This window comes from Nocardioides xinjiangensis (assembly GCF_017916385.1).
In the GTDB taxonomy this organism is placed as follows: Bacteria; Actinomycetota; Actinomycetes; order Propionibacteriales; family Nocardioidaceae; genus Nocardioides; species Nocardioides xinjiangensis.
Genome location: NZ_JAFMSW010000001.1, coordinates 1,752,366 through 1,776,339 on the forward strand (window position 1 = coordinate 1,752,366; position 23,974 = coordinate 1,776,339).

Genomic DNA, 23,974 nt, shown 5'->3' on the forward strand with positions numbered 1-23,974 from the left:
CAGCAACTAGCATCGGTGCGTGCCCCGCCCGTCCGTGTTCCGTGCTGCCCTGGCGGGGCTCCTGACCTCCGCGGTCGCGGCCGCGGGCCTCGCGGCGCCGGCCGCCGGCGCCCCGGCACCCGCCGAGGCCAAGGACGCCGACCCGCTCGTGGTGCACCTCGACGCCATCAGCCCCGAGCTGCCGCGCTCGGGCGACGTCGAGATCACGGGCACGGTCACCAACGTCAGCGACGAGACCTTCACCCGGATCAACCTGCACGCGTTCTCCTCCCAGACGCCGATCCTCGACTCCGCCACGCTCGGCGTCTCGGCGACCATCGACCCGGCCGAGTACGTCGGCCAGCGGGTGACGGTCCCGGGCACGTTCGACACCGTGGACGAGCTCGCGCCCGGGCAGAGCGCCACGTTCTCCGACACCGTGCCCGTCGAGCTGCTCGAGACCTCCGGCCAGCCGGGCGTCTACTGGATCGGCATCCACGCCCTGGGCGACAGCTCGGTCCCGCGTGACGGCGTGGCCGACGGTCGCGCCCGCACGTTCATCCCGATGCGCCCGACCGGCCGCGACACCCAGGAGGTGTCGGTGGTGCTCCCGATCCGCGGCCGCGTCTGGTTCGACGAGGACGGCGCCGTCGCGGGCACCGAGCGCTGGGCCCGCCGACTCGCCGAGGGCGGCAGCCTCGACGGGGTGCTCGACATGGCCGACTCCGCCGGGTCGACGCCGTACAGCTGGCTCGTCGACCCGGCGGTGCTGCTGGCGGTCGCGCGGCTCTCGCACGGGAACGTCCCCCGAAGCCTGGGCCCGGACCCGAGCGTGCCGGACCAGCAGCCGACGCCGAGCGAGTCACCGAGCGACGACACGCAGGACCCGGAGTCCCTCGAGACGCTCACCCCGACCGAGTCGCAGCCCAGCGAGGAGCCGACCGAGGACCAGGCCGCCCTCGCCGTCGCCGCCGGGGCATGGCTGGCCCGCTTCCAGGACCTGGTCGGCGCCACGCCCGTGCTGACCCTGCCCTACGGCGACATCGACGTGTCGGCGGCCGTCCGCCACGACCGCACCCGCCTCGACCAGGCCGTGGCCCGCGGCGCGGAGGTGATGGCGGCCCTCTCGCTGCCGTCGCAGCCGGTGGTGGCGCCGACCAGCGACGTGCTCAGCCCCGAGGCCCTCGCGCAGGTGCCGGCCGGCACGCAGGTCCTGGTGGGCGACAACGCGTTCGCCGTCCCACCCGCCAGCCCCACCTCGATGGTCCGCGTCCTCGGCCACAAGGTGCTGGTGACGAGCACCGGCGCCGAGGCGGGAGGCCCCGGACCCACGGCCGCGAACGACCCGCTCGCCCTGCGGCAGCGGCTGCTCAGCGAGGCGGCCCTGCGGCTGAACGGCGACGACACTGCGCCACTGGTGGTCACGCTGCCGACGGTGTGGCGCGGCGAGGACGCGCAGAGCTTCTTCGACGATCTGGAGCAGTCGTGGCTCGAGGTCGTGCCGGTCGCCGACGTCACGTCCCGGCAGGCCTTCGGCGTGCCGGCCTCGAGCCTCGCCTACACCGACGAGGACCTCGCCGCCGAGCTCGACGCCGCGAGCTTCACCGCCGCCAGCCGCGCCACGCAGGCCGCCACCCTGCTGGAGCAGGTCCTGGCCCTGGTGACCCGGGTGGAGGCCCAGGTGCGCGACGAGGTGCTGGTGACCCTCTCCGAGCAGCACCGCGCCCAGCCCGGTCTGGCCCGTGCGGCGGCGGAGCGCGTGGAGGACGCGATGCGCGAGGACCTCGGCAAGATCGACATCGAGGCGCCGGCGGCCGTCACGCTGTCCAGCGACTCCGGACCGCTCGGCGCCACCGTCGTCAACGGCCTCGACCAGCCGGTCGAGGTGCGCATCGAGGCCCGGACGGACGGCGAGGTCACGCTCACCGGCGGCGGCGTGCGCGAGCTGGGGCCCCGGGCCCGCAGCTCGCTGCGCTTCGTGGCCACCACCCGCCAGCCCGGGGTCCACAACGTCCGGCTGAGCGTGCTCAGCGTCGACGGCGTACCGCTCGGCTCGTCGGACCAGCTCCCCATCCGCGCGGCCCGCGTCAGCGCGGTCATCTGGATCCTGATGGGCGTCGGCGCGCTCGTGCTGTTCGGGATGATCGGCTACCGGCTGCCCGGGCAGATCCGGGCCCGGCGCGCCGAGCTCGCGGCGGCCGAGCCACTGGCGGGTGCGCAGGAGCCCCCCGGTCGCGCCGAGCCGGCCGCCGAGCACCCCCCGGGCCCCACGACCCCGCTCTCCGGACGCCCATGAGCGACCAGCGGATCCTCGCCTCCTCGGCCGTGATGGCCGCCGGCACGGTGTTCTCGCGCGCGTCGGGCTTCATCCGCAGCGCCCTGCTCGTCGCCGCGCTCGGTGGCGTGCTGCGCGCGGACCTCTTCACGATCGCCAACACGCTGCCCAACATGGTCTACATCCTGCTGGCCGGCGGCATCTTCAACGCCGTCCTGGTGCCGCAGCTGGTGCGACGCATCACCGACGACCCCGACGGCGGCGACGCCTACGCCAGCCGGGTCATCACCTTGTCGGCGCTGTTCCTCGGCACCGTCACGGTCCTCCTGGTCGTGCTCGCACCGCTGTTGCTGCGGGTCTACCTCGACGGTCGCTTCCTCGAGCCCGACCGGGCCGCCCACCTCGAGTCGATCGTGGACCTGACGCGGTGGTGCCTGCCCCAGGTGTTCTTCTACGGCATGTACGTCCTGGTCGGCCAGGTGCTCAACGCGCGCGGACGCTTCGGACCGATGATGTGGGCACCGATCGCCAACAACCTCATCGCGGTCGCCATGCTGCTCACCTACCTCCTCGTCTGGGGTCCCGTCGGCGAGGGACCGCTGCGCGACCAGGCGTTCGACACCGGCCAGGAGGTCCTCCTCGGCCTCGGCTCAACGGTCGGGATCGTCGCGCAGTGCCTGGTGCTGGTGCCCTACCTGCGCGCCTCGGGCTTCACCTACCGCCCCCGCTTCGACTTCCGCGACCCCGAGCTGCGCAGGACGCTGTCGCTCGGGATGTGGACCGTGCTCTTCGTCGTCGTCACCCAGGCGGCGTACCTCGTCGTCGTGCGCCTCGCCTCCGGCGGCGCCGTGGCGGGCGGCACCGGCTACACGGTCTACTCCAGCAGCCTGCTGATCATGATGGTCCCGCACTCGATCGTCACAGTCTCGCTGGCGACCGCGATCCTCCCGCGGATCTCGGGCTTCGCCCACGAGGGCCGGCTCGCCGACCTCGGGAGCACCGTCGGCTCGACGCTGCGGACGGCGCTCGCGCTGGTGCTGCCGTTCGCCGTGCTGCTGCCCGTGGTCGCCGAGGACGTCGCCGGCTTCGCCTTCGGGTGGTCCGACCCCGACACGGCAGCCACCTTCGCCCCGACCCTGGCGCTCTTCGGCCCGGCGCTGGTCCTCTTCACCGTCCACTACTTCATGCTCCGCGGCTTCTACGCCATGGAGATGACCCGGCTGGTGTTCCTCATCCAGGTCGCGGTGTCGCTCACCAACGTGCTGGTGGCCACGGCGCTGGTGCCCTCGCGGCCGCCGGAGGAGACCGCCCCGATGCTCGTGGTCGCCTATCTCGCGTCGTACGCCGTGGGAGCGGTCGCGAGCTTCGCCCTGCTCCAGCGCACCGTGGGCGGGCTCGAGGCGCCGCAGCTGGTCCGGTTCCTGGTCCGGATGGCGGTGGTGCTCGCCGCGGCGGGCACGACCGCCTGGCTGGTCGAGCGCGGCCTGGCCGGCCTCGGCGAGCACCCCGGACCGGTCGTCGCCCTGCTCCGCGGCGGCGCGAGCGCCGGGGCCGGGCTGCTCGTCGTGCTCGTCGGCGCCCGCCTGCTGCGGGTGCGCGAGGTGATGGGGCTGGTCGACACCGTCGCGGCACGGCTGCGGCGCCGGTGAATCTGCCTAGAGTGGCCGCAACAACGGTGAGGCGGGTCGGGACCGACCGGCCGGACGCGGACGGGAGGTGAGCGGTGCCCACGTCGACGCAGGCCGGTGACGTGCTCGCGGAGCGCTACCGGCTCGACGACCTCCTCTCCGAGAACGGGTCCTGCCGGTTCTGGCGGGCCCACGACCTGGTGCTGCACCGTCCGGTCTCCGTCCACGTGATCCCGGCCGACGACGAGCGCGCGCAGCCGGTCCTCGACGCCGCCCGGCGCACCGGGCCCGTCATCGACCGGCGCCTGCTGCGAGTGCTCGACGCCGAGGCCGCGGGCGGGCTCTGCTACGTCGTCAACGAGTGGGGGCAGGGCGACTCGCTCGACGCGCTGCTCACCCGCGAGGGCCCGCTGGCCCCCCGGCGGGCCGCGTGGCTGGTCGCGGAGGTGGCCGACAGCCTCGCGGTGGCGCACGCCGCCGGTCTCGCGCACGGGCACCTCGCGCCGGAGAACGTGCTCGTCGACCAGAACGGGCACGTCCGGATCATCGGCTTCGGGGTCGAGGCGGCCCTGCGCGGACTGACCCCCGGCCGGCTCAACGTCGACGAGATCGACCTCGTCGGCCTGCTCTACTGCTCGCTCACCGGCAGGTGGGCCGGTGTGTCACGCTCCGCGGTGCCCCCGGCGCCGGAGGTGCACGGCGAGGTGCTGCGTCCGCGCCAGGTGCGCGCCGGGATCCCGCGCACCCTCGACGCGCTGTGCGACCAGGTGCTGAACCCCCGGCAGGGCCCCGCGACCACCCGCCCGTCGGCCCAGACCGTCCGCGACCTGCTCCGCGACTACGTCGGCGAGACGACCGGGACGCTCGTCACGGTCCCCGGCGGGCACGCACCTGCCACTCGGGCCTTCCCGCCGGTCGATCCGTCGTCGGTCCCCACCGCCGCGGTGCCGGTCGTGCCCGTCGACGACCCGGCAGCCCGGGCCGGCCGCCCGGAGGCCGCGGAGCCCGCAGAGCCCGCAGAGCCCGCGGAGCCAGCAGAGCCCGCAGAGCCCGCAGAGCCCGCAGAGCCCGAGCACGAGGACCCGGCGGGCCAGGCGGAGGTCGCGGCACCGCAGGACCCCGGTCCTGCGGCCGCGTCGACGGCGCCGCCCTCCAGCACGGACCTGCCCACGGAGGCGGGCATGCCGGTCTTCCACGAGGACGACGAGGTCGACTGGCTGCGCGCCCGCACCGAGAAGCCCACGCCCCCTCCACCGCTCACCGACCCCGATCCGAAGCCGCTCTTCGCCCCCGACCCGCCCGAGGGCCAGCCCGTCCGCCGGCCGCGCCCGGGCAGCCGCGCGCCGTCGGCCCCCGACTACTGGCCGTGGGACGCCTCCCAGGACTCCGGCCGGGACGCCGGCCCCGACTCCGGCACCGGAGCGGTGGGCCGCGACACCGGCTCGTGGGCCTCGGGTTCGTGGGGCACCGGCTCGTGGTCCGACGACCGGTGGGGCACCGGTCAGGGGCTCGACGACACGAACGACCAGGTGCCCGGGCGCAGCTGGATCCGCCTGGCGCTGATCGTCGCGGCGTGCCTGCTCGTCGGGGTTGCCGCCGTCGCCGCGTACCAGCTCGGCCTCAAGCCGCCCACCGTCGGGTCGGACGACGACCCCACGGCGACGGCCAGCCCGACGGCCGTGGAGCCGACCCCCCTCACCGACCTCGTGGCCGACGACTTCGACCCGCAGGGCACCGACGGCCGGCAGGAGAACCCCGAGACCGTCCCCAACGTCCTCGACGGTGACCCCGCGACCTCGTGGACCACCTCGACCTACGAGCAGAACTTCGGCCCGGCCGGCCTGAAGACCGGCGTCGGCCTGGTCGTCGACCTCGGCTCCACCCGGGCGGTGCGCCGCGTGGTCGTGTCGACTGAGGGCGGGCAGACCTCGCTGGCGGCGTACGTCACCTCAGACGCGCCGACCGGCGTCTCCGAGCTCACGCCCGTCGGGACGGCGTCGGGCACCGGCGAGCTCACGATCGACCTCGACGAGGCGGTGTCCGGCCAGTACGTGACGGTCTGGCTGACGCTGCTCCCGCCGGTGGACGGCGGCTTCCGCGGCACGATCACCGAGGTTCAGGTGCTCGGGTGAGCGACCGCTCCGACCAGGCACTGCTGCAGGCCCACGTCGACGGGGACACCGAGGCGTTCGGTGAGCTCTTCGCGCGGCACCGCGACCGGTTGTGGGCCGTCGCCCTCCGCACGATGGGCAACCCGGAGGACGCCGCCGACGGCTTCCAGGACGGCATGGTCGCCGCGTTCCGCCGGGCCGGGTCGTACCGTGGCGAGGCGGCCGTGACCACGTGGCTGCACCGGGTCGTCGTCAACGCCTGCCTGGACCGCCTCCGCGCCGCCAAGATCCGCCGCCTCGATGCGCTGCCCGACGACGTCGAGGACCGCGGCACCGTCGTCGCGAGCGCCGTGCGCGACGACCAGCCCGATGCCGTCGCCGAGGACACCGAGCGCCGGCAGCGGGTGCTCGCCGCGCTTGCGACCCTGCCTGCCGAGCAGCGCGCCGCGCTGGTGCTGGTCGACATGGAGGGCTACCCCGTCGCGGAGGTCGCCGCGATGCTCGGGTGCGCCGAGGGCACCGTGAAGTCCCGCTGCTCGCGCGGGCGCACCAAGCTCGCGGCGCTCCTCGCCGACCTGCAGCAGGAAGCCGGTGACCAGTCCGGCGGGAACCCCCCGCCCGACGGACCCGTCCAACCCACCGTGCGTCCGCGCGGGCCGCCCGCGTCCTGACCCCGTCCGCGCCCCGACCACGCTCACCACGCCCCGCACCCACGCTCCGCACCCGGCACCCACGCCCCGCACCCACCCCTCGAGGAGGTGACCCGCGATGACCGACGCCGGACTGACGCCCGAGCAGGAGGCCGTACGCCGCCTGCTCGCCGACGCCCGTCACGACGGGCCGCCCCCGCCCGAGGTCGTCGCGCGCCTCGAGCGGACGCTCGAGACCCTGGTCGCCGAGCGGGGGTCCACGCCCGACGCCGCACCCGACGCCCCGACCCACGCCCCGGGCCACGCCCCGGGCCACGACAGGCCCCACGACACGCCCCCGCGGGTCGTCGACCTCGGGTCCCGGCGCCGCCGCCTCGCCTCGGCAGGCGTGCTCGCGGCTGCGGCGGTCGTGGTCGCCGGCATCGCCGTGGGCCAGATCCTGCCGCAGGACGGCGGGGACGACGCCGGCGCCGGCTCGAGCGCCACGTCCGCGGACTCCACCTCCCCCGGGCTGGCCGACGGCCGCGGCGGGAACGGCGGCGCCCGCACCGAGGAGGGCGCCGGGGCCGACGCCGGGCTCGCGCCGGAGTCCCTGAAGAGCTCCGCGCCCTCGGCACCCGGGAGCTATCCGACGCTCTCCTCGACCGACGCCGAGCTGGCCCAGCAGCTGCTCGCCCTGCGGCCCGGCGCCGCCCGCCGCTCCTCGGCCACCACCCTGGAGGCCCTCAGCGGCTGCGACGGCCCTCGCCACGGCCCGGGTCGTCGCCTCGTGGCCGAGGTCGACGGGCAGCGCGGCGTCGTCGTGTTCCGTCGCCCGGACGCGGAGGCGCAGCGGGCCGAGGTCTACGTGTGCGGCACCCCGGACCCGGTGCGCACGCTGACGCTGCCCGCGCCCTGAGCGCTCGCGCCACCGGCGGAACAACGGTCGCCTACGATCGGTTGGACAGGCGTACGCCCCATCCGATCCCAGGAGTCACTGACCGCTCATGAGCACCAGCACCGCCACCACCGAGTCGACGCCGCGCAACGTCATCATCATCGGCTCGGGGCCCTCGGGGTACACCGCCGCCGTCTACGCGGCCCGCGCCTCCCTCGAGCCGCTCGTGTTCGAGGGGTCGGTGACCGCCGGCGGTGCGCTGATGAACACCACCGAGGTGGAGAACTTCCCCGGCTTCCGCGACGGCATCATGGGTCCGGCGCTGATGGACGAGATGCGCGCCCAGGCCGAGCGCTTCGGCGCCGAGCTGGTCGCCGACGACGTCGTCGAGGTGGACCTCACCGGTGACCTCAAGGTCGTCAGGACCGCCACCGACACCTACACCGCGCGGTCGGTGATCCTCGCGACCGGATCTGGCTACCGCAAGCTCGGGCTCCCGCGCGAGGACGAGCTCTCGGGGCGCGGCGTCTCCTGGTGTGCCACCTGTGACGGCTTCTTCTTCCGCGACCAGGCGATCGCCGTCATCGGCGGTGGCGACTCCGCGGTCGAGGAGGCGACGTTCCTGACCCGCTTCGCCTCGAAGGTCTACCTCGTGCACCGCCGCGGCGAGCTGCGCGCCTCCAAGATCATGCAGGAGCGCGCCTTCGCCGACCCCAAGCTCGAGATGGTGTGGAACGCCGAGGTCGCCTCGATCAACGGCACCGACAAGCTCGAGTCGGTCACGCTGCGCGACACCGGGACCGGCGAGGAGCGCCGGCTCGACGTCACCGGCCTGTTCATCGCGATCGGCCACGACCCGCGCTCGGAGCTGCTGACCGGCCAGGTCGACCTCGACGACGACGGCTACGTGCTCGTCGACCACCCCTCCACCAAGACCAACCTGCCGGGCGTGTTCGCGGCCGGCGACCTGGTCGACCACCACTACCGCCAGGCCATCACCGCGGCCGGCACCGGCTGCGCCGCCGCCCTCGACGCCGAGCGATTCATCGCCGCCCTCGACCACGAGGCGTCCACCGCCGGCGACGCGGCGGCCACCGTCGCGCTGATCGAGGAGCAGGTGGAGACCGCCCGCGCCTGAGCGCGGGCCGGCCGCCGACGGACGGCCGCGCCGGGTGCCGGACGGGAACAACCGTCGCGAGCCCGGTGTTGACCCAGACGTCGGTCGTTGGAGACCGTTCAACGACCCGGACCATCGAAGAGACCCACGAAAGGGGCAACCGCCGTGGCCAACATCGCCGCCGTGACCGACGCCGAGTTCGAGGCGCAGGTCCTCAAGTCCGACAAGCCCGTCCTGGTGGACTTCTGGGCCGAGTGGTGCGGCCCGTGCCGCCAGGTCGCCCCCATCCTCGACGAGCTCAACGCCGAGCACGGTGAGAAGCTCACCTTCCTCAAGATGAACGTCGACGAGAACCCGGTGACGCCGTCGTCCTACCGTGTCACCGGCATCCCCACCATCAACGTCTACCAGGGCGGCGAGGTCGTGAAGTCGATCGTCGGCGCCAAGCCCAAGGCCGCGCTCCTCAAGGAGCTCGAGGGCATCATCTGAGCGACGCGCAGTCGACGAGCACGCTCGTCAGTCGCGAGAGGCGACCCGCACCGATCCGATCGGGCGGGTCGCCTTCTGCGTGGGGCGCACGACGCCCCACACCCGCTCGAGAGCCAGCTCGACCTCGTCCTTCCAGCTCAGCGTGGTGCGGAGCTCCATCCGCATCCGCGGGGTCGTCGGGTGCGCCCGCTGGGTCGCGAAGCCGACGCTGCCGAGGAACTCCGCGGGGAGCACGCAGCCGTTCGGTCGGCCCCGCGTGTCGCCGTACGCCTCGATCGCCGTGTGCCTGCGCTCGACGAGGTCGGCCGCCATCGACTGCACGAGCAGCCGCCCCAACCCGCCGCGGCGGTGCCGCGGCTCGATCCAGGCCGTCGCCGCGAGCACGGCGTCGGGCGAGCCCGGCGCGGTGGGGAGCGCCGCGGCCCCGGGCAGCAGCGCCGCGGGGGCGTACACGATCAGCCCCACGGTGCGGCCGTCGACGCGGACGACCCGCCCACAGGAGCCCCAGTCGCGCAGCGTGCCCGCCAGCCACTCCTGCTTCGCCGCGGCCCGTTCCTGCTCGTCGAGGCGGGCACGCTCCACCGGTGGAAGCTCCCAGAACAGGCAGGAGCGCACCGGGTCACCCAGGTCGACGAGGTGGTCGACCGTCAGCGCTGCGGTCTTGCGGGACACGCAGTCGATGCTAGCCCCGGTGGGCGCCTGAGAGGATGCAGCGTGCGCCCGATCCGACAGAGCAAGAAGCTGCAAGGTGTCCGCTACGACGTGCGCGGGCCGATCCTCGTCGAGGCGCAGCGCCTCGAGGCCGAGGGCCACCGCATCCTCAAGCTCAACATCGGCAACACCGCTCCGTTCGGCTTCGACGCCCCCGAGCAGATCGTCGCCGACATGGTGCACCACCTGCCGCAGTCCCAGGGGTACGCCGACAGCCAGGGCATCTGGTCGGCCCGCACCGCGGTGATGCACTACTACCAGTCGCGAGGACTGCGCGACGTGGGCGTCGAGGACGTCTACATCGGCAACGGCGTCTCCGAGCTGATCTCGATGGTGCTCCAGGCGTTCGTCGACGACGGGAACGAGATCCTGGTGCCGGCACCGGACTACCCGCTGTGGACCGGCGCGGTGACGCTCGCGGGCGGGGTGCCGGTGCACTACCGGTGCGACGAGGAGGACGGCTGGAACCCCGACCTCGCCGACATCGAGTCCAAGATCACCGAGAACACCCACGCCATCGTCATCATCAACCCCAACAACCCCACGGGCGCGGTCTACAGCGAGGAGACCGTGAAGGGGCTGGTCGACATCGCGCGTCGCCACCAGCTCGTCGTGATGTCCGACGAGATCTACGAGAAGATCCTGTTCGAGGACGCCCAGCACCACCACGCGGCGACCTACGGCGGCAACGACGTGCTGTGCCTGACGTTCTCGGGCCTCTCCAAGGCCTACCGCGTGTGCGGCTACCGCGCCGGCTGGGTCATGGTGTCGGGCCCCAAGGAGATCGCCACGGACTTCCTCGAGGGCCTCACGCTCATCGCCAACATGCGCATGTGCGCGAACGTGCCGGCTCAGCACGCCATCCAGACCGCGCTGGGCGGCTACCAGTCGATCGAGGAGCTCGTCGGACCCGGCGGACGCTTCTACGAGCAGTCGATGCTCGCGCACCGCCTGCTCAACGAGATCCCCGGCGTCACGAACGTCAAGCCGCGCGGCGCTCTGTACTGCTTCCCCCGGCTCAACCCGGAGGTCTACGCGATCGACGACGACCAGGCACTCGTCATCGACCTGCTCCGGGCCAAGAAGATCCTCGTCACCCACGGCACCGGCTTCAACTGGCCGGCCCCCGACCACCTCCGGCTGGTGACCCTGCCCGAGGCGAGCGTCCTGGAGGAGGCGATCGGACGGATCGCCGACTTCCTGGCCACGCGTCGCTGACGACCTCGGTTCGCGGGCGGTCAGGGCGCGACCCTAGGCTCTCGTCATGCGCGACGTGACCTACCCGGCCATCATCGTCACCGCCAAGGCGGCGTTCCGGGCGCTGGGCCAGCGCATCCACCTCAGCGGCACCGAGCACGTGCCGCGGGAGGGCGGCGTGCTGCTGGCCTGCAACCACGTCAGCTACGTCGACTTCATCTACGGCGGGCTCGCGGCGAACCCGTCGGGCCGGCTGGTGCGCTTCATGGCCAAGCGTGAGGTCTTCGACCACCCGGTGGCCGGACCGGTCATGCGCTCGATGCACCACATCGACGTCGACCGGGACGACGGCGTCGCGAGCTTCCGCACCGCGGTCGACCGCCTCCGCGAGGGCGAGGCGGTCGGCATCTTCCCCGAGGCGACCATCTCGCGCGCGATGGAGCTCAAGGAGTTCAAGACCGGGGCGGTCCGCATCGCCGCGACGGCCGGCGTACCCGTCGTCCCGGTCATCCTGTGGGGCACCCAGCGGATGATGACGAAGGACCGCCCGCGTGACTTTTCCCGGGGCAGGTCGATCGTGATCAAGGTCGGCGAGCCGCTCCACCCCACCGGCGCGGACCCCGTCGCGGAGACGGCCACCCTGCACGCCCGCATGTCGCAGCTGCTCGGCGAGGCGGTCCGGGAGTACCCCGCCGATGAGCAGCCCCCCGGCTCCTGGTGGGTGCCCGCGTCGATGGGCGGCTCCGCCCCGACGCTCGAGGAGGCGGCCCGCCTCGACGCCGAGGAGATGCGTGCACGGGCCCGCAGGCGGGCGGAGCGGGCGGCGGCGAAGCGACAAGGCGGCAAGTAGATCCGTCGACAGGTCGACGTGTCTCTTCGGCGCTTTGTCCCTTTGTTTGTTTGTCGACATTACCGCGCGCGTAGTCGTCCCCCCTGAACCCCCGCTTAAGCGGGGGATTCGAAACTTCTAGAGGCATGCAGACCCCTCAAAGTTCACAATCCCCCGCTTAAGCGGGGGATTTGAGAGGGCCCGTACGCCGGGCGCGCGGGCGACGAGCCTTAGATCGGGCGGTCGTCGCGGTTGCGCGGGTCCATGATGTCGACGATGCGGCGGAGGTCGTCCAGGCTGGCGAACTCGACGGTGATCTTCCCCTTGGCCTTGCCGAGGTCGACCTTGACGCGCGTCTCGAGGCGGTCCGAGAGCCGGTCGGCGAGCTCGCTGAGGCCGGGGGCGACGGGCTTGCGCCGCATCACGCGCGGAGCAGCTTCCTCCTCCACACCGAGGGACACGATCTCTTCGAGCCCACGTACGGAGATGCCTTCGGCCGTGACCCTGGCGGCGAGCTTGTCCTGGAGAGCCGGGTCCTCGACCGACAGCAGGGCGCGGGCGTGACCGGCAGACAGCACGCCCGCCGCAACACGGCGCTGGACCGCGGGCGAGAGCCGGAGCAGGCGCAGCGTGTTGGAGATCTGGGGCCGCGACCGGCCGATGCGCTGGGCCAGCTCCTCATGGGTGCACCCGAAGTCCTCGAGCAGCTGGCCGTAGGCCGCGGCCTCCTCGAGCGGGTTGAGCTGCGAGCGGTGCAGGTTCTCCAGCAGCGCGTCGCGCAGCATGTCGTCGTCGTCGGTCTCCCGGACGATCGCCGGGATCGTGTCGCGACCTGCCTGCTGCGACGCCCGCCAGCGCCGCTCCCCCATGATCAACTCGTAGGAGTCCTCATCGGTCCTGCGCACCACGACGGGCTGCAGGAGGCCCACCTCGCGGATCGAGTGCACCAGCTCGGCGAGGGCCTCCTCCTCAAAGACCTGTCGCGGCTGCCGGTGGTTCGGGCGCACCTGCGCGATGGGCAGCTCGGCGAAGTAGGCGCCCGCCACGGTGCCGGCCGTCCCGGCCTGGCTGGTCGGCGCCGGGGCGGACGCCGTGCCTGCGGCGGGTCCGGTGCCGGTGGTGCCTGTCCGCGGCGCGGTCGCGGTGGTGCCGGACCCGCCGTCCGCCGGGCTGCTCGGGGCGGTCGGGATGAGCGAGCCGAGGCCGCGTCCGAGGCCGCGACGGGGCGGGGTGGCGTTCATGCGCGTGGGGCTCCCTTGCTGGCGATCTCTCGGGCGGCCTCGAGGTAGGAGAGTGCTCCGGCCGACGCCGGATCGTAGGTCATCACGGTCTGCCCGTACGACGGTGCCTCCGAGACCCGCACGGAGCGGGGCACCGCGGTCTTGAGCACCTGGTCGCCGAAGTGCCCGCGGACCTCCTCCGCGACCCCCGCGGCGAGCCGCGTGCGCGCGTCGTACATGGTCAGCAGGATCGTCGAGATCGTGAGTCGCGGGTTGAGGTGCTGGCGCACCATCTCGACGGTCTCGAGCAGCATGCCGAGGCCCTCCAGCGCGTAGTACTCCGCTTGGATCGGGATGAACATCTCTCGTCCCGCGACCAGGGCGTTCAGCGTCAGCAGGCCCAGCGACGGCGGGCAGTCCACCAGGACGTAGTCGAACCGGTCGTCGCCCACCTCGACCGCCGTCCCCACCAAGGGGTGCGCCGCGATCGCCCGGGCGAGGCGCTGCTCGCGCGCGACGACGCTCACCAGCTCGATCTCGGCGCCCGCGAGGTCGATGGTGGCCGGGACGACCCAGAGGCCGGGGAGGTCGGCACACTCGGTCATCACCTCGGCCAGGGGCCGGCCCTCCACGAGCATGTCGTACGTCGAGGGGACGCCGCGGTGGTGGTCGACGCCGAGCGCGGTGGAGGCGTTGCCCTGTGGGTCAAGGTCGATCACGAGGACCTTCTGACCGAGCTGCGCCAGACCGGCTGCCACGTTCACGGTCGACGTCGTCTTGCCGACGCCACCCTTCTGGTTCGCGACGACGAGCACCCGGGTGGCCGCGGGGCGCTCCACTCCCTGGCGCCGGAGCCCACCGGAGCGGGCCAGCACGGAGTGCTGGGCGGCTTGGGCGAGCGGCGTCCCGGGGTCCGTGAACTCGCTGTCCTGGGCCGCGATCTCCGCGGCCGTGCGTACGTGCCGCAGCGGGTTGGTTTCACGTGAAACGCCGGCGTGGCCGGCAGATCCGGACGCATCGGATGCTGTTTCACGTGAAACGTCGCTGTCCACGCCCTGTGGATGAATCGCGACGTCCTGTGGACGGCCGCGCTCAGCCGGGCGGTCTGAGCCGGTGGAAAACGGGTACGGCGCGCCCTCGACGGCGCGCCACCCGGCGTCCTCGGTAGGACCCTCGCTCAACTCAACTCACCTCTCGGCTCGCTCGGCGGTCGCGGCGCGACGAGCGCCGCGGGGACCGCTTCTTCTCCGTCCGCGGAAGGGGCCAACCTATCCGGCCGGGGTCCGCCCAGGGCACCCGCACCACGGTGGTCGCGGGATCGACCACGCCGACCCCGACCTCGAACACCTCGGGCTCACCACAGCGCCACTCGCTCAGGAACGCGCGCGCCTCGGCGATCTCGTCGCGCACGCCCCGGCCCTTCATCGCCACGAGGGCTCCCGTCGGCGCCACGAGCGGCATCGACCAGCCGAGCAGACGCTTGAGCGGGGCGACGGCGCGCGAGGTGACCACGTCGAACGTCGCCCGCCCGTGCAGGTCCTCGGCCCGTCCCCGGACCACGGTGACGTGGGCCAGCTCGAGCTCGGCCACCACCTCGTCGAGGAACGTCGTCCGCCGCAGCAGGGGCTCGACGAGCGTCACGTCGAGGTCGGGGCGGGCGATCGCCAGCACCACGCCTGGCAAGCCGGCGCCGGTCCCGATGTCACAGACGGATGCCTCGGCCGGAGCCGCGTCGCTGAGCACCGCCGAGTTGAGGACGTGGCGCTCCCAGAGGCGCGGCGCCTCCCGGGGACCGATCAGCCCACGGACGACGCCCTCGGTCGCCAGCAGCTCGGTGTAGCGCTCGGCGAGCGGGAGCCGGTCGGACGCGAACACCCTCCGCGCCTCGGGAGGCACGGAGGGTGTTCCACGTGAAACGTCCTCGCTCACGCGGGCAGGATCACCACGTGGCGCCTCGGCTCCGCGCCCTCGGACTCGGAGGTCAGGCCGGCGGCGGCCACGACGTCGTGCACCACCTTCCGCTCGAACGCGCTCATGGGCTCGAGGGAAACCGCCTCGCCCGTCTCCCTCACCTGCGCGATCGACGTCTCCGCCAGGGCGACGAGACGGGTGCGCTGCTGCGCCCGGTGGCCACTGATGTCGAGCATCAGGCGCGACCGCTCGCCGGTCTCGCGGTACACCGCGAGCCGCGTGAGCTCCTGAAGCGCCTCGAGCACCTCGCCGTTGCGCCCCACGAGGAGGCTCAGGTCCGCGCCGCCGATCTGCACGCTCGCCCGGTCGCCCTCGACGTCCATGTCGAGGTCGCCGTCCAGGTCGGCGATGTCGAGGAGCTCCTCGAGGTAGTCCGCGGCGATGTCGCCCTCGTGCTCGAGGCGCTCCACCTTCGACGGGCGGGCCTTGCCCGTGGCGGCGTCCTCGGAGGCGGACGCATCGGCGTCGGTGCTCTCGACGGACTCGCCGTCGGTCAGCTGCTCAGTCACGTGTGTCTCCTGCTTCTCGATCAGGTACGACGGCAGCCACGCGGGCGCCGTCGCGGGATGTCTGGGTCAGCGCTTCTTCTTGCTCTTGGTGCGCTGTGCCTTCGTCTGGCGCTGCGGCTGCTGACGGATCTGCGCCTTCTCCTCGCGCCGCGCCTCCGCCTCGGCCGCGAGCCGCTCCTCCTCGAGCTGCGCCGGCGTCTTCAGACCCTTGCGCGCGGCCTTGGCACGGTCGCGCTCCTCCTTGGCATCGGCCGCCGGGGTTCCCGGAGCGGGGTTGTTCCGGATGACGTAGAACTGCTGGCCCATGGTCCACAGGTTCGAGGTCGTCCAGTAGAAGAGGACGCCCACGGGGAAGGCGATGCCGCCTACCGCGAAGACGATGGGCAGGACGTAGAGCAGCATCTTCTGCTGCTGGGCGTAGGGACCCGAGAGCGCGTCGGCGGGCATGTTCTTGCTCATCAGCTGTCGCTGCGTCAGGAACGTCGTCGCGGTCATGGCCAGCACCAGGACGGCGGCGAGCACCCGGACCTCGACGCCGTCGGCGTTGAGGAACGTGTCGGAGATCTTGCCGCCGGCGAACACCGCCGAGCGGAGCTGCTCGTTCAGCTCGGGCGTCATCAGGCCGCGCTTGTCCTGGGGGTTGCGCGCAGCCTGGTCGAGGATGCGGAACAGCGCGAGGAAGATCGGCATCTGCAGCAGGATCGGCAGGCAGGAGGCGAACGGGTTCGTCCCGGAGTCCCGGTACAGCTTCATCGTCTCCTGCGCGAGACGCTCCCGGTCGTGCCCGTACTTCTTCTGCAGCTCGCGGACCTTGGGCTGGATCAGCTGCATGTTCCGGCTGGACTTGATCTGCTTGACGAACAGCGGGATCAGGGCCGCCCGCACCACGAGCGTGAGTCCGATGATCGACAGCACCCACGCGAGTCCGGAGGTCGGGCCGAAGAGACCGCCGAACACGTTGTGGAAGCCCACCAGCACGAAGGAGATCGCGTAGTAGAGCGGCGTCATGATGGCGCTGCCGATCGCGCCGAAGAAGTCGAGCACTCATGCTCCTCGAGTTGCAGGGGACTCCGCGGCCTGGGCGGCACGGGAGGGAACGGGGTCGTAGCCGCCAGCGGCCCAGGGGTGGCACCGGCACAGGCGACGTACGGTGAGCCAGGAACCGCGCACCGACCCGTGCTGCGTGACGGCCTCGAGGGCGTACGCCGAGCAGCTCGGGTGGTAGCGGCACACCTGGCCGTAGAGCGGGCTGATGGCGAAGCGCCACGCACGGATCAGGCCGATGAGCAGGTGCTTCATGTGGCGCTCACCCTGCCCAAGGTACGGGCCAGGTCGGTACCGAGGGCGGCGTACGGGGCCTGCGCCGCGGCGGGGAGCGCCCGCACCACGAGCACAGCACGACCCGGGAGCTCCTCCAGTGCAGGGAGGTGCTCCCGGGTCAGGTGCCGGAGTCGTCTCTTCACACGGTTGCGGGTGGCGGCGTTGCCCACGGCCTTGCTGACCGTGAACCCCACCCGCACCGGGCCGGGCGCGGCGGCCGGGTCGGTCCACAGGTGGACGACCACGGTCGAGCAGCCCGAGCGACGCCCGCTCCGGACCGCGCGACGGAAACCGTCGCTGTCGGTCAGGCGGTTGACGGCGGAGAGCACGGCGGGCGCCGTGAGCCCGGGGCCGTCAGACGGCCAGGCTCTTGCGGCCCTTGCGGCGACGGCTCGACAGGATCGCGCGGCCGGCACGGGTCCGCATGCGCAGGCGGAAGCCGTGCACCTTGTGACGGCGACGGTTGTTCGGCTGGTAGGTACGCTTGCTCACGGCTATTTCTCCGAAGGTTTCGAGGGATGTCCACTCCACGCGAGTCGGTGCTCGGCCCGGGTCAGGGCTTTCGGCCGGCACCGCCCACCCACGCGGCCGCCAGGTGGCGGATCGTGGACATGCGGCACCCGTCGACACGGAGCGACCGGCCAACGGTACGCGGTCGGGAAACAGAGGGTCAAACCCACGACGGCGGCCTCCCGCCGGCCTGTGGATGACGTCTTGCCCGCGCGCGGACCCGGTTGTTACGTTCCCCTTCTCCGAGGTCTGTGGAAATCGCGGTCTCGTCAGGTTCACCGAGGTGCTGTGAGCCGGGTCACGCGCACGCGCAACCCGGTCCTGACCTGCGGGAACATCGACGGGACGCGCTTGCGCGGCATCGCGGGTGGTCCGATCCCGACGATCGGTCCGATGAGTTCACAGCTTGTGGACAACTCTGTGGACTCGGTGGGCAGGCGCCAGCCGCGACCTGGGCCCCAGACAACTCACGGTGGAAGCGAAGGCGAGTCCGGTGGACGACCAGGTAGATCTCGGAACGGTGTGGCAGCAGATCGTCGCGGACCTGCAGCCCAACCAGCGCGCCTGGCTGCGCCCCAGCGTGCCGATGACCCTGCATGAGAACACCGCGATCATCGCCGTCCCCAACGACTTCACCCGCAACCAGCTCGAGGGCCGCCTGCGCAGCCACATCGAGGACGCGCTCACCGAGCGCTTCGGTCGGGAGATCCGGATGCTGGTGACCGTCAACCCCGCCCTCGAGGACGCGGAGCCCGCGCACGCCGCCGTCGACGAATCGCCAGATCGATCTGTCGGTATGTCGACAATGGAGCCGAGCTACGAGCCCGCCGCGCCGATGGCGGCCGAGCAGCACGAGCCGTCCGCGACCGCCACCGAGCGTCGCCCGTCGGCGCTCGAGACCCGGCTGAACCCCAAGTACACCTTCGAGACCTTCGTCATCGGCTCCTCGAACCGCTTCCCGCACGCGGCGGCGGTGGCGGTGGCCGAGGCGCCCGGCAAGGCCTACAACCCGCTCCTGGTCTACGGGGAGTCCGGGCTGGGCAAGACCCACCTGCTGCACGCGATCGGCCACTACGTCCGCAGCCTCTACAGCAACGCCAAGGTCCGCTACGTCTCGAGCGAGGAGTTCACCAACGAGTTCATCAACGCCATCCGTGACGACCGTCAGGACCGGTTCAAGCGGCGCTACCGCGACGTCGACGTCCTGCTCATCGACGACATCCAGTTCCTCGAGGGCAAGACCCAGACGCAGGAGGAGTTCTTCCACACCTTCAACACGCTCCACAACGCGAACAAGCAGATCGTCCTGACCTCCGACCGGGCGCCGAAGCGGCTCGAGGCCCTCGAGGACCGCTTGCGCAACCGCTTCGAGTGGGGGTTGATCACCGACGTCCAGCCGCCTGACCTCGAGACCCGCATCGCGATCCTGCGCAAGAAGGCGGCAATGGACCGCCTCACCGCGCCGCCGGACGTCCTGGAGTTCATCGCCTCGAAGATCCAGACCAACATCCGCGAGCTCGAGGGGGCCCTCATCCGGGTGACGGCCTTCGCGAACCTCAACCGCCAGGAGGTCGACATGACCCTGGCCGAGATCGTGCTCAAGGACCTGATCCCCGAGGGCGGCGAGCCGGAGATCACGCACGCACTGATCATCGCGCAGACCGCGGCCTACTTCGGCGTCTCCCTCGAGGACCTCACCGGTCCCTCGCGCGGCCGGCACCTCGTCATGGCCCGGCAGATCGGCATGTACCTCTGCCGCGAGCTCACCTCGATGTCGCTCCCGCAGATCGGCCGCGAGTTCGGCGGCCGCGACCACACCACGGTGATGTACGCCGACCGCAAGATCCGCCAGCTGCTCGCCGAGCGCCGCGCGGTGTTCAACCAGGTCAGCGAGCTCACCAACCGCGTGAAGATGCAGGCACGCCAGGGCTGACCCGTCCCGCACGGACCGGACGGACCCGACGGACCGGACCGGACGGCTCCCGGGGCGTCCGGCGAGGTGCCGCGTGTGGAGAAGTTGTGATGCGCCCCGACGTGTCGTCCCCAGACCCTGTGGACACCGGGGGACGAACCACACGACGGCGGCGCCCGTCCACACGGGCCGCAGGTCCGCCGAAGCGCGTCCACATCCGTCGTCCACAGGGCGCCACCGCCCTGACCTGCGCAGATCGTGGCCGTCCACAGTTTCCACGGACCCTATGACGACTGTGAACCTCAAGACTGGTCCCATCTCCCACGAACACCGGACCGACCTCCCTCTGGGGAGAACCCTGCCGCCGGCGCGACGGCGCGTGGCAGGATGCACTTCCCACGTGCACGCGTGTGGTTCCCGCCTGCGTGCAGCCGCTCGTTGCCCGCACCACCTCTCGTCGAGGAGATCCCCGTGAAGTTCCGCGTCGAACGCGACGTCTTCGCCGATGCCGTCGCCTGGGCTGCCCGCAGCCTGCCGGTCCGTCCCAGCTCGCCGGTGCTCGCCGGCCTGCTGATCGAGGCGAGCGACGCCGGCCTGGTGCTCTCCACCTTCGACTACGAGACGTCGGCGCGCGCCACCCTCTCCGCGGAGGTCAACGACGAGGGCCGGGCGCTCGTCAGCGGCCGCCTCCTGGCCGACATCTGCCGCAGCCTGCCGGCCAAGCCCGTCGAGCTGACGCTCGAGGGCCCGCGCGTCTCGCTGACCTGCGGCTCGGCACGCTTCAGCCTCCAGACGATGCCGGTCGAGGACTACCCGACCCTGCCGGAGATGCCGTCGGCCACCGGCACCGTCTCCAGCGCCGACTTCGCGCACGCGGTCGCCCAGGCGGTCACCGCCGCGGGCCGCGACGACATGCTCCCCGTGCTCACCGGCGTCAGGATCGAGATCGACGGCTCGACCATGGCGCTGCTGGCCACCGACCGCTTCCGGCTCTCGCACCGTGAGCTGACCTGGAACCCCCAGTCCCCCGACGAGTCCGTCGCCGCCCTCGTCCCGGCCAAGGTGCTCGGCGACACCGCCAAGTCCCTCACCTCCGGCGCGGAGGTCACGATCGCGCTGAGCGCGAGCGGTGCCGGCGAGGGCCTGATCGGCTTCGAGGGCACCGGCCTGGGCGGCGTACGCCGCACCACCACCCGGCTGCTCGACGGCGAGTTCCCCAAGGTCCGCTCGCTCTTCCCGGCCGAGCACCTCACGGTCGCGAAGGTCAACAAGGCCGAGCTCATCGAGACCGTCAAGCGCGTCGCGCTCGTGGCCGAGCGCAACACGGCGGTGCAGATGAAGTTCGCCGACAACCAGATCGTGCTCGACGCCGGCTCGGGCGACGAGGCCATGGCCACCGAGGCGGTCGACGCCGACATCACCGGCGACGACCTCACGACCGGCTTCAACCCCCAGTTCCTGCTCGACGGGCTGACCGCCATCGACGGCGAGCACGTCGACCTCGCCTTCACCCAGGCGACCAAGCCGGTCGTCATCTCGGGCACCGACGCCGACGACGACACCAGCTCCTTCCGCTACCTGCTGATGCCTCGGCGACTGCTCAGCTGAGCACCCGCGCGAGCGCTCGTCCCCGCTGGGCCGCTCGCGCGGCGAGGCGGGGAGGCTAGGCTCCGAGCATGGACATCGGACTCGTCGGACTCGGCAAGATGGGCGGCAACATGCGCGAGCGCATGCGCCGCGCGGGACTCACCGTCGTGGGCTACGACCGCAACCCCGACGTGAGCGACGTGGACTCGCTGTCCGCGCTGGTGGAGGCCCTGCCCAGTCCCAAGGTCGTGTGGGTGATGGTGCCCGCCGGTGACCCCACGCGCGCCACGGTCGAGGAGCTCGCCGGGCTGCTCGGCGAGGGCGACGTGGTGGTCGACGGCGGGAACTCGCGCTGGACCGACGACCTCGTCAACGCCGAGCTGCTGGCGGAGAAGGGCATCGGCTACGTCGACTGCGGCGTCTCCGGCGGCGTGTGGGGTCTCGAGAACGGCTACGCCCTGATGTACGGCGGCGACGAGGCCGACATCGCCAAGGTGCAGCCGGCGTTCGACGCCCTCGCCCCCGAGGGCGACTTCGGCTCGGTCCACGCGGGCAAGGTCGGAGCGGGCCACTTCTCCAAGATGGTCCACAACGGCATCGAGTACGCGATCATGCAGTCCTACGCCGAGGGCTGGGAGCTGCTCGAGGCGGCCGACGTGGTCGACAACGTGACCGAGGTGTTCCGCTCGTGGCGTGAGGGCACCGTCATCCGCTCCTGGCTGCTCGACCTCATGGTCGCCGCACTCGACGAGGACCCCGGCCTGAGCAAGATCGCCGGCTACGCCGAGGACTCCGGCGAGGGCCGCTGGACGGTGGAGGCCGGCATCCAGCACGCCGTCGCCACGCCTGCGATCACCGCGGCGCTCTACGCACGCTTCGTCTCCCGGCAGGACGACAGCCCCGCGATGAAGGCCGTCGCGGCGATGCGCAACCAGTTCGGCGGGCACGCCGTGCGCACGCCCGCACCGAAGGGCGGCGACGTCGAGGACGGCGGCACGGCCGCCCAGACCGAGACCGCGCAGCAGGCCGGTGCCGGCACCGATCAGGAGCCCAGCGAGAGCTGACGGCCCGTGCACGTCGCGCACCTGTCCCTCCACGACTTCCGCTCCTACGTCGACGTCGACGTCGCGCTGGAGCCGGGAGCCACCGCGTTCATCGGGCGCAACGGCCAGGGCAAGACGAACCTCGTCGAGGCGATCGACTACCTCTCGCGGCTGTCGTCGCACCGGGTGGCGACCGACGCCCCGCTGGTCCGCGCCGGCGCGGACCAGGCGGTCGTCCGGGCTTCGGTGGTGAAGGAGGGGCGCACCGCCCTCCTCGAGGTCGAGCTGAACCCGGGTCGCGCCAACCGCGCCCGCATCAACCGCTCCCCGCTGCCGCGCCCGCGCGAGATCATCGGGCTGGTGCGGACGGTGGTGTTCGCGCCGGACGACCTGACCCTCGTCAAGGGTGACCCGTCGGACCGGCGGAAGTTCCTCGACGACCTGCTGGTCCTGCGTGCTCCCCGGCTCGCCGGTGTGCGCTCGGACTACGACCGCATCCTCAAGCAGCGCAACAGCCTGCTGAAGACCGCCGGCATCGCCCGCGGGTCGTCGCGCGACGCCGCGCTGTCGACGCTCGAGATCTGGGACGACAACCTGGCGCGCACCGGCGCCGAGCTGCTCGGCGCGCGGCTGGCGCTGGTGGAGGACCTGCGGCCCTACCTCGGCAAGGCCTACGAGGCGGTCGCCCGGGGGGCCAGCCGCGACGACGCCGACCTGGAGTACCGCGCCAGCGTGGACCTCGGCTCCGTGGGCCCGCAGCAGGAGGCGCTGCAGCAGGGGCTGCAGGAGGTGCTGCTGGGCGCGATCGCGTCGAGGCGCAAGGAGGAGCTCGACCGCGGCATCTCGCTCGTCGGACCGCACCGCGACGAGCTGCTGCTCACCCTCGGCGACCCCGAGCTCCGGCTCCCGGTCAAGGGGTACGCCTCGCACGGGGAGTCCTGGTCGTTCGCGCTCGCCCTGCGGCTGGCGTCCTACGACCTGCTCCGAGCCGACGGCGACGACCCGATCCTCGTCCTCGACGACGTCTTCGCCGAGCTCGACGCCGAGCGGCGCAACCAGCTCGCCCAGCTCGTGGCCGGCGCCGAGCAGGTGCTGGTCACCGCCGCCGTGGCAGCGGACGTGCCTCCGTCGCTGCAGGGGGTTCGGTTCCTGGTCGCGGACGGGACGGTCACCCGTGACGAGTGAGGAGACGCCCGGTCCGGGCGGCGAGGCCCACGAGGACGCCGGCGTCGGCACGCCGGCTCCGGAGCACCACCCCGACGGTCTCGACCTCGCGCGCGCAGCCGCGCGCGCCGCGGCCACCGGTCCCGGCGCCCCGCCCGCCCGCCGCGGGTCCTCCGCCGCGCGTCGGCGTACGACCGGACGCGTGAGGAGCAGGGCGTCCGGGGCCAGGCCCGACGACCGCGACCCGCAGTTGCTCGAGGAGGCGATCGGTCGCCTCGTCGCCAGCCACGGCTGGGAGGTCGACCTCAAGGTGCAGGGCGTGTTCGGCCGGTGGGTCGAGCTGGTGGGGACCGAGGTGGCCGACCATTGCACGCCGGAGTCCTTCGACGACGGGCGGCTCGTCGTGCGCACCGACTCCACCGCCTGGGCGACCCAGCTCAAGCTGCTCGCGCCCACCGTCGTACGCCGGCTCAACGAGGAGCTGGGGCACGGCACCGTGACGGTGATCGACGTGCTCGGTCCGCACCTGCCGAGCTGGAGCAAGGGCCGGTTCTCCAGCCGCGACGGTCGCGGCCCGCGCGACACCTACGGCTGAGGCGTCGGGACGCGCGGGCCCCGGAGGCCCGCTCTGCCGATCTGGGAGGTCGTCGACCGCATGGGGGCCCACCAACCCCCCTGTTCGTCCGGCTGACAGGCCCTCACGGGGCCGCCAGGGGCACTTTTTCCGCCGGATCCATCCCCAACCCCGGGTCGGTCCTTCGGTCCAGGAGCGCTGGCGGGTAGTATGGGCTCACGAGTCGCACGTCGTGTTGCCGTCGCAACCGCCGCGACTCGACTCATGTCGAGCGTGCCCGGCGAAGGCCGGGCGCGATGAG

The 23,974-nt window shown here is 72.5% G+C and carries 23 protein-coding genes; 14 read left to right on the top strand and 9 right to left on the bottom strand.

Translation table 11 applies throughout. From position 1 onward, the window contains the following. The first annotated feature begins 19 nt into the window (after nt 1-19). The 7 genes from J3P32_RS08280 (at nt 20) to trxA (ending at nt 9,126) form a co-directional block, all read left to right on the top strand. Nucleotides 20-2,275, top strand: coding sequence for a DUF6049 family protein (locus J3P32_RS08280; RefSeq protein WP_210439330.1), 2,256 nt, complete (start codon nt 20-22; stop codon nt 2,273-2,275). Further along, entirely contained in the window at nt 2,272-3,903 is a 1,632-nt protein-coding gene (murJ, locus tag J3P32_RS08285; protein WP_210439331.1) for a murein biosynthesis integral membrane protein MurJ, read from the top strand. The genes J3P32_RS08280 and murJ overlap by 4 nt, the downstream gene beginning before the upstream one ends. Nucleotides 3,904-3,977: 74 nt before the next feature. Then, nucleotides 3,978-6,014: a protein kinase family protein gene (locus tag J3P32_RS08290; RefSeq protein WP_210439332.1), complete on the top strand. Its 2,037-nt coding sequence runs from the start codon at nt 3,978-3,980 to the stop codon at nt 6,012-6,014. After that, entirely contained in the window at nt 6,011-6,664 is a 654-nt protein-coding gene (gene sigM, locus J3P32_RS08295) for an RNA polymerase sigma factor SigM (RefSeq protein WP_210439333.1), read from the top strand. The genes J3P32_RS08290 and sigM overlap by 4 nt, the downstream gene beginning before the upstream one ends. A 97-nt stretch (nt 6,665-6,761) precedes the next feature. Then, nucleotides 6,762-7,541, top strand: coding sequence for a hypothetical protein (locus tag J3P32_RS08300; RefSeq protein WP_210439334.1), 780 nt, complete (start codon nt 6,762-6,764; stop codon nt 7,539-7,541). An 88-nt stretch (nt 7,542-7,629) separates the two neighbouring features. Then, nucleotides 7,630-8,658 carry a thioredoxin-disulfide reductase gene (trxB, locus tag J3P32_RS08305; RefSeq protein WP_210439335.1) on the top strand — a complete coding sequence of 343 codons (1,029 nt, stop codon included), beginning with the start codon at nt 7,630-7,632 and terminating at the stop codon, nt 8,656-8,658. Between the two features lie 144 nt (nt 8,659-8,802). Continuing rightward, the gene (gene trxA / locus J3P32_RS08310; protein ID WP_056603764.1) at nt 8,803-9,126 is read left to right on the top strand and encodes a thioredoxin; all 324 of its coding nucleotides are present in this window, start codon (nt 8,803-8,805) and stop codon (nt 9,124-9,126) included. A gap of 27 nt (nt 9,127-9,153) precedes the next feature. Here the strand turns inward: trxA and J3P32_RS08315 are convergent, their stop codons facing one another. Beyond that, nucleotides 9,154-9,798 (bottom strand): GNAT family N-acetyltransferase, encoded by a 645-nt coding sequence (locus J3P32_RS08315; protein ID WP_210439336.1) that lies wholly within the window; start codon nt 9,796-9,798, stop codon nt 9,154-9,156. Between the two features lie 42 nt (nt 9,799-9,840). Between J3P32_RS08315 and J3P32_RS08320 the strand changes: the two genes are divergently transcribed. Together J3P32_RS08320 and J3P32_RS08325 are read left to right on the top strand one after the other, a co-directional pair. Next, on the top strand, nt 9,841-11,055 hold the full coding sequence (locus tag J3P32_RS08320; RefSeq protein ID WP_210439337.1) for a pyridoxal phosphate-dependent aminotransferase: 1,215 nt from the start codon (nt 9,841-9,843) through the stop codon (nt 11,053-11,055). Between the two features lie 46 nt (nt 11,056-11,101). Beyond that, the gene (locus tag J3P32_RS08325; RefSeq protein ID WP_210439338.1) at nt 11,102-11,884 is read left to right on the top strand and encodes a lysophospholipid acyltransferase family protein; all 783 of its coding nucleotides are present in this window, start codon (nt 11,102-11,104) and stop codon (nt 11,882-11,884) included. 209 nt (nt 11,885-12,093) lie between these two features. Here the strand turns inward: J3P32_RS08325 and J3P32_RS08330 are convergent, their stop codons facing one another. The 8 genes from J3P32_RS08330 to rpmH all read right to left on the bottom strand — a co-directional run bounded on the left by J3P32_RS08330 (nt 12,094) and on the right by rpmH (nt 17,375). After that, complete coding sequence (locus J3P32_RS08330; RefSeq protein WP_210439339.1) at nt 12,094-13,104, bottom strand: ParB/RepB/Spo0J family partition protein; 1,011 nt, start codon at nt 13,102-13,104, stop codon at nt 12,094-12,096. After that, complete coding sequence (locus J3P32_RS08335) at nt 13,101-14,135, bottom strand: ParA family protein (RefSeq protein WP_210439340.1); 1,035 nt, start codon at nt 14,133-14,135, stop codon at nt 13,101-13,103. The genes J3P32_RS08330 and J3P32_RS08335 overlap by 4 nt, the downstream gene beginning before the upstream one ends. A gap of 130 nt (nt 14,136-14,265) precedes the next feature. After that, the gene (gene rsmG / locus J3P32_RS08340) at nt 14,266-14,958 is read right to left on the bottom strand and encodes a 16S rRNA (guanine(527)-N(7))-methyltransferase RsmG (RefSeq protein ID WP_307807805.1); all 693 of its coding nucleotides are present in this window, start codon (nt 14,956-14,958) and stop codon (nt 14,266-14,268) included. Between the two features lie 50 nt (nt 14,959-15,008). Beyond that, entirely contained in the window at nt 15,009-15,563 is a 555-nt protein-coding gene (locus J3P32_RS08345; protein WP_307807806.1) for a R3H domain-containing nucleic acid-binding protein, read from the bottom strand. A 66-nt stretch (nt 15,564-15,629) separates the two neighbouring features. After that, on the bottom strand, nt 15,630-16,607 hold the full coding sequence (gene yidC / locus J3P32_RS08350; protein WP_210439342.1) for a membrane protein insertase YidC: 978 nt from the start codon (nt 16,605-16,607) through the stop codon (nt 15,630-15,632). Next, complete coding sequence (gene yidD / locus J3P32_RS08355) at nt 16,608-16,862, bottom strand: membrane protein insertion efficiency factor YidD (protein ID WP_210439343.1); 255 nt, start codon at nt 16,860-16,862, stop codon at nt 16,608-16,610. Beyond that, nucleotides 16,859-17,212: a ribonuclease P protein component gene (gene rnpA / locus J3P32_RS08360; RefSeq protein WP_210439344.1), complete on the bottom strand. Its 354-nt coding sequence runs from the start codon at nt 17,210-17,212 to the stop codon at nt 16,859-16,861. Before rnpA ends, yidD begins: the two co-directional genes overlap by 4 nt. A 25-nt stretch (nt 17,213-17,237) precedes the next feature. After that, the gene (gene rpmH / locus J3P32_RS08365) at nt 17,238-17,375 is read right to left on the bottom strand and encodes a 50S ribosomal protein L34 (RefSeq protein WP_011758123.1); all 138 of its coding nucleotides are present in this window, start codon (nt 17,373-17,375) and stop codon (nt 17,238-17,240) included. Nucleotides 17,376-17,886: 511 nt separating this feature from the next. Here rpmH and dnaA point away from each other — a divergent pair. From dnaA to J3P32_RS08390, 5 genes are all read left to right on the top strand, one after another. Further along, nucleotides 17,887-19,326 carry a chromosomal replication initiator protein DnaA gene (gene dnaA / locus J3P32_RS08370; RefSeq protein ID WP_374222512.1) on the top strand — a complete coding sequence of 480 codons (1,440 nt, stop codon included), beginning with the start codon at nt 17,887-17,889 and terminating at the stop codon, nt 19,324-19,326. Nucleotides 19,327-19,776: 450 nt separating this feature from the next. Beyond that, on the top strand, nt 19,777-20,913 hold the full coding sequence (gene dnaN, locus J3P32_RS08375) for a DNA polymerase III subunit beta (protein ID WP_210439346.1): 1,137 nt from the start codon (nt 19,777-19,779) through the stop codon (nt 20,911-20,913). Nucleotides 20,914-20,981: 68 nt separating this feature from the next. Then, the gene (gene gnd, locus J3P32_RS08380) at nt 20,982-21,956 is read left to right on the top strand and encodes a phosphogluconate dehydrogenase (NAD(+)-dependent, decarboxylating) (RefSeq protein WP_210439347.1); all 975 of its coding nucleotides are present in this window, start codon (nt 20,982-20,984) and stop codon (nt 21,954-21,956) included. Nucleotides 21,957-21,962: 6 nt separating this feature from the next. Continuing rightward, nucleotides 21,963-23,120 (top strand): DNA replication/repair protein RecF, encoded by a 1,158-nt coding sequence (recF, locus tag J3P32_RS08385; RefSeq protein ID WP_210439348.1) that lies wholly within the window; start codon nt 21,963-21,965, stop codon nt 23,118-23,120. After that, nucleotides 23,110-23,694 (top strand): DUF721 domain-containing protein, encoded by a 585-nt coding sequence (locus J3P32_RS08390; RefSeq protein ID WP_210439349.1) that lies wholly within the window; start codon nt 23,110-23,112, stop codon nt 23,692-23,694. Before recF ends, J3P32_RS08390 begins: the two co-directional genes overlap by 11 nt. Nucleotides 23,695-23,974: the final 280 nt, after the last annotated feature.

Excerpts from the sequence above, each read along its gene's own strand:
- murJ (WP_210439331.1), top strand. The coding sequence starts at position 2,272 with ATGAGCGACCAGCGGATCCTCGCCTCCTCGGCCGTGATGGCCGCCGGC.
- J3P32_RS08300 (WP_210439334.1), top strand. The coding sequence starts at position 6,762 with ATGACCGACGCCGGACTGACGCCCGAGCAGGAGGCCGTACGCCGCCTG.
- trxB (WP_210439335.1), top strand. The coding sequence starts at position 7,630 with ATGAGCACCAGCACCGCCACCACCGAGTCGACGCCGCGCAACGTCATC.
- J3P32_RS08325 (WP_210439338.1), top strand. The coding sequence starts at position 11,102 with ATGCGCGACGTGACCTACCCGGCCATCATCGTCACCGCCAAGGCGGCG.
- J3P32_RS08330 (WP_210439339.1), bottom strand. The coding sequence starts at position 13,104 with ATGAACGCCACCCCGCCCCGTCGCGGCCTCGGACGCGGCCTCGGCTCG.
- yidD (WP_210439343.1), bottom strand. The coding sequence starts at position 16,862 with ATGAAGCACCTGCTCATCGGCCTGATCCGTGCGTGGCGCTTCGCCATC.
- gnd (WP_210439347.1), top strand. The coding sequence starts at position 20,982 with ATGGACATCGGACTCGTCGGACTCGGCAAGATGGGCGGCAACATGCGC.